Source organism: Acinetobacter sp. P8-3-8 (assembly GCF_000214135.1).
In the GTDB taxonomy this organism is placed as follows: Bacteria; Pseudomonadota; Gammaproteobacteria; order Pseudomonadales; family Moraxellaceae; genus Acinetobacter.
On sequence record NZ_AFIE01000030.1, the window covers coordinates 37,011 to 43,975 of the forward strand.

The window sequence follows — 6,965 nt, forward strand, 5'->3', positions numbered from 1 at the left end:
TTAAAAACACTAAGTTATGATTTCTTCTACTACAGACGTCGCCTTGTCTATACCTAATAACTCAACGACGATTTCAAGTGCATGAGATACTTTTTCTTTCTCATACTCTGAAATAACTTGCAAAATCTCAGTACACATTGCTTTATCTTTAAAAATAGCATTGCATAAGCTACATGGGCCAACAACGTTTTGAGCCTGAGGGAGTTGCGTATATAAGTGTGGTGCTCGGCTTTTTAGGATTGAATATAACTCCCCAAAACCTTGCCTTTTCATAATGCGAAAGAGCAGGGAACCTTCTATTTTTTCCCAAATTTCACGCAAAGACATATTGTTCGCATTGCCGACTTTTATACCGGGTGTTGCCCGATTAAATGTAGAGCAACATGGGTAAACTGAACCATCATGCCAAATAACAATGTCGTGATTCACTCTGCGATAACAACATAGATCTTCAGTGTCCAAGGACAATCCATAAAGCTGTTGGGTGATGTCCCATTTTTTTGCCATTCCGACTTTTGCGACGTATTTAGTCAATAAAGACACTTTGGGTAGATCAAGAGCTTCAGGTAAAAAGGATTCGAGTGATTCATGAATATTATCGAAAGTCCCTACAACATAAGTTGCGATGCCTAATTCACTGGCAGCACGAACTGCATTCATTACAATCGCTTTGTCTACAAACTTCATATGGCTAGGATCATGGCTGATATTCAGTCTGATCAATCCTTTACTTTTTAAATAACCCAATAACGTTTTAGAATAATCATCATCGATTGCCCAATGAGCAGCAGTTGCGATTGTAAATGGTAGATTGACTTCAAAAAGTACATCGGCCAAAGCACAGATTTCCTCGGGGAAAAGTAGTGGTTCACCACCTGTAAACCCAACCGATGAAAATGTATCGAGATCAGCTGCTTCCCGAATTAGCCTTTCTGCCAATTCAAAGGGCATTTTTTCTTTACGTTTAGGATTACATCCATAACAACAAAAATCACATGCTAAAGCACATTGCATCGTGTAATTAAGGACTAAGACATCATTTTCTTTTCCTTCCCAATCATGTACTTCAGTTGGGATCCATTCTTTGAGTTTAAGCTTTTTCATCATTATTCTGACTTAAATTGCCGTATTTATAGGCAGTAATTAAAACTAAATTATTTATTTTGAATGCATGTTATTTAATTGTATGGTTGATATAGTTTTTTGAAATTATAAAATTATATTTTTAGTTTATTTAATGGGTTTTAAAACATCTGTTATATTTAATAAAAATGATGATTTATGTTAATAATATTTTATTTTCTAGTTTTTATTTTTGCTTAATTTCTATTTTTTAGATTTAACATTATGTTTTGCTATGGTTAATTAAATTGATTTGTATTTCTGTTTGTTAAAATTACACCTATTTATTGATTTTATTTAAATTTAAAATTAAGGAAAATTTAAAAATATTTATAATTATGTTTTAAAACATTATTTTATATTTAATAGTTTGAATGGGTGAATATGAAATTTCAAATTAATGAAATTTATGATTATATTTTATTTGTTGCAATAAGGCGGGTTTTAGAAATATTCAGATTTGAGATAAGAAAATAAGTGGTAATTTTAAAATAATATATTTTATAAATATTTATGCTTTATTCTTAATTTCGATTTTTTTACTTTTGTAGTTATAAGTGCAGTTTTATTTTAAGTTCTCTTTTAAATATTTAGTGATTTTTGATTATTACATATAGATGCATTGGTTAAAGGAAATGCTGAATAGGATGAGTTGGAATTAAATTACAGTGACTATGTTGCCTATTGATGAGATTCCTGATTCAAAACCTGAAATTTTCCACCGATTGAGCGTAGTCAACAGTCGTATCTGCTAAATATTTGTTACTATTTACATTGAAATTAAAGCAATGAGCGTAAAAGCAAGTACTTGCATGAAAAAAATCTCCCATTTTTAAAGTGGATATGACTAGCTGAAAATCTGCTTTCACAGTAGAATATGCGCTCTCTTCAAGTCACATTGAGGTAGGTTAGCTAAACCTGCCCGTGGAGCCAAAAACAGCATGTTTATCATTGCCGGTGCACCCGCACATTCTTCTTTTAAGCAAACACAACTATTAACACGTTTATCGTCTATCAGTTCTGTTCAATCAATAGAAAGCCAATGGGTCTATCTGTTTGACCAAGCGCTCAACGAGCAACAACAGCAATCTGCTTTACAGCTTTTAAATGACGGAACTACATTCCAAGTTCGTCAGGCTGCAAAAGATGAAGTGCAAATTTTAGTCACGCCACGTGTGGGAACGATTTCTCCGTGGTCATCTAAGGCGACTGATATTTTTGCCAACTGTAATACACCAATACACCGCCTTGAACGCGGTGTTTTGTTTACTTTAAAAGGTATTACAGAAGTATCTGATGAAGTAAAACAAGTTTTACATGACCGCATGACTGAAAGTGTATTCAATCAAATTGATGACGCTACTGCATTATTCTCAGAAACAGCACCAAAACCTCTAAACTCGATTGATATTTTAGGTCAGGGTAAAGACGCTTTGGTTAAAGCCAATTCTGAGTTTGGTTTTGCATTGTCAGATGAAGAAATTGATTACCTAACGGCTGCATTTAATAAATTAGGTCGTAATCCAAACGATATCGAATTGATGATGTTTGCTCAAGCAAACTCTGAGCATTGTCGTCATAAAATCTTTGGTTCTGAATGGACAATTGATGGTGAAAAACAGCCATTGTCATTGTTCCAAATGATTAAAAATACCTATAAAGAATCACCGACAGACGTATTGTCAGCATATAAAGATAATGCATCAGTGATTGTTGGTTTTGACACACAACGTTTCTATCCGAAAAAAGATGAAGCTACTGGTCATCACGTTTATAAATACAAAAGCCAAGCTGCTCATATCTTGATGAAAGTGGAAACACATAACCACCCAACTGCAATTGCTCCATTTGCTGGTGCTGCAACAGGTTCGGGTGGTGAAATTCGTGATGAAGGTGCGACAGGTCGTGGTGGTAAACCAAAAGCAGGTTTAACCGGTTTTACGGTTTCAAACTTAAATATTTCCGGTTTTGAGCAACCTTGGGAAGAGAACTACGGTAAACCATCTCGTATGGCTTCTCCACTTCAAATTATGATTGAAGGGCCTTTAGGCGGAGCAGCATTCAACAACGAATTTGGTCGTCCTGCACTCAATGGATATTTCCGTACTTTCGAACAAAATGTGAATGGTGACGTGAAAGGTTTCCACAAACCAATCATGATCGCAGGTGGTTATGGCAATATTCGTCCTGACCATGTTGAAAAAGATGCGATTCAACCAGGCGATTTACTTATCGTTCTTGGTGGTCCTGCAATGCTTATTGGTTTAGGTGGTGGTGCAGCGTCTTCTGTAGATAGCGGTAAATTGGGTGAAAACTTAGATTTTGCATCTGTACAACGTGAAAACCCTGAAATGGAGCGCCGTTGCCAAGAAGTTATCGATGCGTGTTGGAGAATGGAAGATTTCAACCCAATCGTATCTGTACATGATGTCGGTGCGGGTGGTGTTTCCAATGCAATGCCTGAACTTGTGAATGATCACGAACTAGGTGCGATTCTTGACCTTCGTAAAATTCCATCGCTTGAACCTGGTATGTCTCCGATGGAGATCTGGTCAAATGAAGCTCAAGAGCGTTATGTACTTGCGATTCACCCAAGCTCTTTAGAATTATTTGAATCTATTTGTGCACGTGAACGTTGCCCATTTGCTGTACTTGGTGAAGCCACTGAAGCACGTCAATTGACAGTGAACGATCCATTATTCGATAACAAAGCTGTTGATATGCCAATGCAAGTCATGCTTGGTGGCACACCTCGTATGAGCCGCTCATATGAAACAATAGAGCGCAAAGGGGATGCTTTTGATGCATCACAAGTCGATTTAAAAGATGCGATTTTCCGTGTACTTAAAAATCCAACAGTTGCATCTAAATCATTCTTGATTACGATTGGCGACCGTTCTATTACAGGTATGGTTGCACGTGACCAAATGGTTGGACGCTGGCAAGTTCCTGTAGCAGATGCTGCGGTAACGACAACAAGCTTACAAGGTTATACAGGCGAAGCAATGGCAATGGGTGAACGTCCACCTGTGGCATTGTTGAATCCTGCTGCTTCAGCACGTTTGGCTGTTGCAGAAGCGATTAGTAACATCATGTGTGCCAATATTGAACAGGTCAGTGACATTAAATTGTCTGCGAACTGGATGGCAGCAGCAGGTCAAAAAGGTGAAGACCAAGCCTTATTTGAAGGCGTAAAAGCCATCGGTATGGAAATGTGTCCAGCTTTAGGTATTGCAATTCCAGTGGGTAAAGACTCATTGTCAATGCGTACTACTTGGAATGATGAAGGTGAAGATAAAGCTGTAACTTCGCCAATGTCAGGTGTGATTACAGCATTTGCACCAGTATTAGATGTACGTAAAACATTGACACCTGAATTGAAAAATGAAGATTCAGTATTGGTACGTATCGACTTGTCAAAAGGTCAGTTCCGTTTAGGTGGTTCAATCCTTGCGCAAGTGTATAAAGCAATTGGCTCAGTCACACCTGATGTAGATAGTTTTGACGATTTCAAAGCATTCTTTGCATTGGTACAAGACTGGAACAACCGTGGCTTGATCAAGGCGTATCATGACATTGGTGATGGTGGCCTGTTAACAACTGTTGCAGAAATGATGTTTGCTTCACGTTTAGGTGTTGCTTTAGAAGATCAAACGACTGAAAGCTTATTCGCTGAAGAAATTGGTGCAGTATTACAGATTAGCCAAGCAGATTGGACGAGCTTAAAAGCTGAAGTTGCGACTTCAAGCTTGAGAGAAGCAATCAGTGTTGTTGGTACTGTAAATGATTCTGACCAATTGTCTGTCAATGGTTTGGTGTTGAATCGTGCAGAATTACAACAAGCGTGGACAGGAGTTTCGCATCAAATCCAACGCTTACGTGACAACGTAGAAACTGCGGATTCTGAATTTGCATTGATCACAGACACCAAGCATAAAGGTATTATCGCTTTACCAACATTCGATTTAAATGAACCTGTTGAAGCGCCGTATATCAATGAACGTCGCCCGAACATGGTGATTTTACGTGAGCAAGGTGTCAATGGTCATGTCGAAATGGCAGCAGCATTTGATAAAGTTGGCTTTAACACAGTCGATGTTCACATGAGTGATCTTCTTGCTGGTCGTGTAGATTTAGACGATTTTGAAGGTTTAGTTGCATGTGGTGGCTTCTCTTACGGTGATGTCATGGGTGCTGGTGGTGGCTGGGCTAAATCTGTATTGTTTAATCCAAAACTACGTGATCAGTTTGAGAAATTCTTTAACCGTGACAATACTTTCTCTGTGGGTATCTGTAATGGTTGTCAAATGTTGGCTCAGCTTGCACCACTTATTCCGGGTGCAGATAACTGGCCACGTTTCCGCCGTAATACTTCAGAAGTGTTTGAAGCACGTGTTGTGAATGTTAAAGTTGAAAAATCTCCATCGATTCTTTTAGAAGGTATGGAAGGTTCAATTTTACCTATCGCTGTGGCACATGGTGAAGGTCGTGCAGAAGCTTCTGCTGAAAACTTTGCATCGTTGAATGCGTCTAATCAAGTAATCTTACGTTATGTCGATAGCTTAGGTAATGAAACTCAACAATATCCGTTAAACCCGAATGGTTCACCTGAAGCGATTTCTGGTGTGACGTCGAAAGATGGTCGTGCAACAATTATGATGCCGCACCCTGAGCGTAATTTCCGTGCAATTCAGCATTCTTGGAAACCTGAAGAATGGACTGAAGATGGTGCATGGTTACGTATGTTCCGTAATGCACGTAAGTTTATCGGTTAATTAGAACAGATTTAATCGATTAAAGCCCCGAAAGGGGCTTTTTTATTTTGAATATATTCACCCTAGAAGAAGTTGTGATGTAATCCTTTATTGTGAGATAGCATCATAAAGTGAGTATAGCCTTATATTGGGTTGAATAATTAAACTAATTTGCGCAGCTGATGCCTCACTTTTCAGGGATGAAAAGTGACAAAAATCCTTTGTTGGGCGAGGGATACATCCTATATCCCCACCCAACGGCGGCATCCATGCCGCCACGCGATAGCCGAACAATGTATGATTAAATAAAACAAAAGCAATTTAATTTATATCAAGTTAATTATATTGATGAAGCTAAGATAATTTTAGTTACAGTTAAAGCGTTGGTTTAATTATTGCTTATCCTATATTGTCTATTAAAAGATCTATGTTTTGCCCCAACAATGTTCCATAATGTAGCAAGAATGAGGTGATAAAATGATAAGAACAGTCAATTATTCAAGTGTTGATCGTATTGCCATGCGCCATAAAGGATGGAAATGGTTTGGTATGGTTTTAAGTTTGCAAATATTGATGATTTTTTCTGCTTATTTTATAGGCTACTGATTAATTTTTGAATATGTAAAAAACTAATACATGTTTAATTTTGACAGTATTTTATATAGAAAAAATCTTAATCTTTAAATATTTTAGAGTAGAACTCAAAAAATTGTGGAGTTCTAATATATTGGGTTGTTGGTAGTAACTCTGCCCCAATATAAGCTTGTTGTGGTTCCTCTCGCATAAACCCAAAACTTATAAAATCCATATTTGGGTTTGAGAAATATGAAGTTGTTGCAATTGCATTAGCTAACTTGTCATCTGGAAGCGCTATAGGGTTTGCTTTTATATCTTTACCAGATTGATAATAGCTTTCAAAGAGTGAAATTAAATGATTATTTAATTTGGTAATGATATAAATATATTTGTCAAATTCTTGTTTAGAAATTTCTTTGTCTTTAAACAGCTTCGTTGAGCGATAAATCATACGTGCTTGTTTTTCTAGATATGTTTGATCTAGTATACCAAGAATTTCAAAACCTAATTCAC

Annotated in this window: 3 protein-coding genes and 1 pseudogene; 2 read left to right on the forward strand and 2 right to left on the reverse strand. The window is 37.1% G+C overall.

Annotated elements, in window-relative coordinates; all coding sequences use genetic code 11:
* Nucleotides 1-9 precede the first annotated feature (9 nt).
* On the reverse strand, nt 10-1,104 hold the full coding sequence (locus GGG_RS0112530; protein ID WP_029574573.1) for a radical SAM/SPASM domain-containing protein: 1,095 nt from the start codon (nt 1,102-1,104) through the stop codon (nt 10-12).
* Nucleotides 1,105-2,063: 959 nt separating this feature from the next.
* On the opposite strand from GGG_RS0112530, the gene purL reads away from it, so the two are divergent.
* Nucleotides 2,064-5,897: a phosphoribosylformylglycinamidine synthase gene (gene purL / locus GGG_RS0112535; protein ID WP_010115359.1), complete on the forward strand. Its 3,834-nt coding sequence runs from the start codon at nt 2,064-2,066 to the stop codon at nt 5,895-5,897.
* 456 nt (nt 5,898-6,353) lie between these two features.
* Complete coding sequence (locus GGG_RS21545) at nt 6,354-6,482, forward strand: KGW motif small protein (RefSeq protein ID WP_264650127.1); 129 nt, start codon at nt 6,354-6,356, stop codon at nt 6,480-6,482.
* Between the two features lie 67 nt (nt 6,483-6,549).
* Here GGG_RS21545 and GGG_RS21045 read toward each other — a convergent pair.
* A pseudogene (locus tag GGG_RS21045) lies at nt 6,550-6,965 on the reverse strand (hypothetical protein); the annotation flags it as partial.